At 68.4% G+C, this 2838-nt stretch carries 3 protein-coding genes; all 3 read right to left on the bottom strand.

Annotated features, from left to right (window positions below; all coding sequences use genetic code 11):
• Positions 1–324 precede the first annotated feature (324 nt).
• Entirely contained in the window at positions 325–1551 is a 1227-nt protein-coding gene (locus tag H8R17_RS35220; RefSeq protein ID WP_187827277.1) for a pyridoxal phosphate-dependent aminotransferase, read from the bottom strand.
• On the bottom strand, positions 1508–1750 hold the full coding sequence (locus H8R17_RS35215; protein ID WP_187827282.1) for a hypothetical protein: 243 nt from the start codon (positions 1748–1750) through the stop codon (positions 1508–1510). Before H8R17_RS35215 ends, H8R17_RS35220 begins: the two co-directional genes overlap by 44 nt.
• 207 nt (positions 1751–1957) lie before the next feature.
• On the bottom strand, positions 1958–2215 hold the full coding sequence (locus H8R17_RS35210; protein WP_187827281.1) for a hypothetical protein: 258 nt from the start codon (positions 2213–2215) through the stop codon (positions 1958–1960).
• Positions 2216–2838: the final 623 nt, after the last annotated feature.

Here is a 2838-nt window from a genome sequence, read left to right as displayed (position 1 = left end):
CAGCCCTGTCTGGCAAAGGGGAAGGAATCTGCCAGACACCAACCTCCCAACCAGACACACCGTAATTAAGCAGCGACACACCACTAGGTGTTCTGTCCACGGATGTTGGTGACGGCGATCACTGGTGTGTGATCTTGAAATGAGACCGGCCGACTGCGCCTGGCCAATGCCCGCCCATCGCCTTCTTCTCGGATTCCGGTTCGGGCTCCCAACCTTCGGGGCCGGTATGACTCTTTGCCGCCCGTATCCTGCATGATCCGGGGGTGCTGTCACCGGCCGGCCCTGGCGGCACCGGTTGACAGCGAGCGCAGGGGCGGCATGCGTTCAGGAGGCCAGGCGCCGCAGGCGGTTCGTGGCCTCGTCGAGAACGTCGTCCCTCTTGCAGAAGGTGAAGCGGACCTGGCTGCGGCCGGCGTCGGGGTCGTCGTAGAAGACGGAGTTGGGGATGGCGACGACGCCGCAGCGTTCGGGGAGGGTGCGGCAGAAGGCGTAGGCGTCCTTCTCGCCGAAGGGGGTGATGTCGGTGGTGATGAAGTACGTGCCCTGGGGCTGGTAGACCTCGAACCCGGCCGCGCGCACGCCGTTGCCGAGCAGGTCGCGCTTGCGTCGCAGGTCGGCGCGGAAGCTGTCGAAGTACGTGTCCGGCAGGCGGAGCGCCTCGGCGATCGCGTACTGGAAGGGGCCCGCACTGACGTACGTCAGGTACTGCTTCGCGGTTCGGACGGCGGCGATGAGCGCGGCGTCCGCCATGGCCCAGCCAACCTTCCATCCGGTGAAGGCGAAGGTCTTGCCGGCGGAGGAGATGGAGACGGTGCGCTCACGCATGCCGGGGAAAGTCGCGATCGGGACGTGGGCGGCGCCGTCGAAGACCAGGTGCTCGTACACCTCGTCGGTGACGACCAGCAGGTCGTGTTCGACGGCGAGCGCGGCGATGGCCCTCTGCTCTTCGGGGGTGAGGACCATCCCGGTCGGGTTGTGAGGGGTGTTGAGGAGCAGGAGGCGGGTGCGCGGGGTGATCTTGGACCGCAGCTCGTCCAGGTCCGGGCGGAAGGACGGAGCGCGCAGGGTGAGCGGTACGCGCTGCGCTCCGGCCATCGCGATGCAGGCGGCGTAGGAGTCGTAGAAGGGCTCGAAGGCGATGACCTCGTCTCCCGGCTCCAGGAGCGCCAGCATGGTGGCGGCGATGGCCTCGGTGGCGCCGGCGGTGACCAGAACCTCGGTGTCGGGGTCGAAGGAAAGGTCGTAGAAGCGCTGTTGATGGATGGAGATCGCGGCGCGCAGTTCCGGGATGCCCGGACCGGGCGGGTACTGGTTACCCTTCCCCTCCCGTAGGGCACGGACGGCGGCTTCGCGGATCTCCTCGGGACCGTCGGTGTCGGGAAAGCCCTGGCCCAGGTTGATCGCGCCCGTCGAGGTCGCCAGCGCGGACATCTCCGCGAAGATCGTTGTCCCGAGTCCGTCCAGCCTTCGGTTCAGCAGTGGCCTGGCGTTCACGTCTCCACCATCCTCACTCGGGGCCCCATGGATTCTGAGGGGACCATCCTGACGCATGGCCGGTCGTGGCCTCGCGCGGCTGTGGGATCGCAGGGGGTCGAGGGGGCTGTACGTGCTCCTCGCCGGGCTCCGGCTCCCGTTCCAGGACAACGCCGGCCTTCGCCGAGATGTCGCGCAGGAGCGCGTCCTTCAGGTCATGCAGGGTCGCGACCTTGGAGACGAGTTGCCTTGCGACGGAGTGCAGAGGGCTGGCCATGGTGTGGAAGCCGGCACGGGTGGTGGAGTCGGGCCAGGTGACGCTCAGGCGAGAGAGGGCAAGTGCGGAGATTTCCCGGGCGTTTCGTCCCTGAGCCGCCCGCGATCGCGGTGCGCAGTTCGGGGATGCCGGGGCCCGGCGGGTACTGGTTGCCGCGCCCGTCGCGCAGCGCCCGCACTGCCGCCTCCCGCCGCCGTCCATCGATTACTACCTCGCGTAGATGAAGATCACGAGGACTGTGGCTGCCGCAGCGAAAACGGCTCCCATCCACGCCGCCATCAGTCCTACGTACCGGAAGGTCGTGTAGGCCCTGGAATAGCCGGCGTTCCAGACTCCCCCGTGCGCCTTGGCCGCCGCATCCCGCCACCCTCGGTAGTCAGTAGCCAGAATGATGCCCAGAAAGGACATCACCAGCGGACCCAGGATGATCACCACGGCTGCTATCACCTGCTCATTCTGTGGCACGCGATCACCATGGGGAAGCCAGCCAGCCTCCCCTCAACCCACCACCACCCCAGCTCCCATCCCGTCCGCCGTCGACCCACACACCGTGGAGCGGGCGTGGTTCCTGGCGTCCAGGTGCAGCGCGCCACTGTACGAACGACCTGGATGCCAGGGGCCGCGTCTGCTCGGCTCTGCCTGGGTCGAAGAACCCTCTGAAGTTCCTCAACTCTGCTTTGGGCCGCACAGAGGGCGGGCACATCTCGGTCACGCAACGAGCGAGGCGCCCAACGGGGGGTTGCTTCGGGGGAACACTCGGGGGAATCCCGGGCCGTACCCGGGGTCCGAAAGGAGGGTGACGCCATGGTCATCGGCATCATCCTGGCAGTGATCGCGGTCGTGTTCGTCGCAGCCATGGTGGCCAGCGCGAGCAGGGTCCGGCCCGCCACGCGGGCAGGCGGACGCGGCCGACGCTCCCACGGCGGCGGGGACGTCGGCGGCGGCTGGTGGGCCGGCGGGGGCGACTCCGGAGACAGCGGGGGGCACTCCTGCGGCGGCGGTTCGTCATGCGGAGGCGGGTCGTCATGCGGAGGCGGGTCGTCATGCGGAGGCGGGTCGTCCTGCGGGGGTGGCGGCGGGGGCGGATG

This window comes from Streptomyces sp. TRM68367 (genome assembly GCF_014495685.1).
In the GTDB taxonomy this organism is placed as follows: Bacteria; Actinomycetota; Actinomycetes; order Streptomycetales; family Streptomycetaceae; genus Streptomyces.
This window is presented reverse-complemented; position numbering and strand designations above follow the sequence as displayed.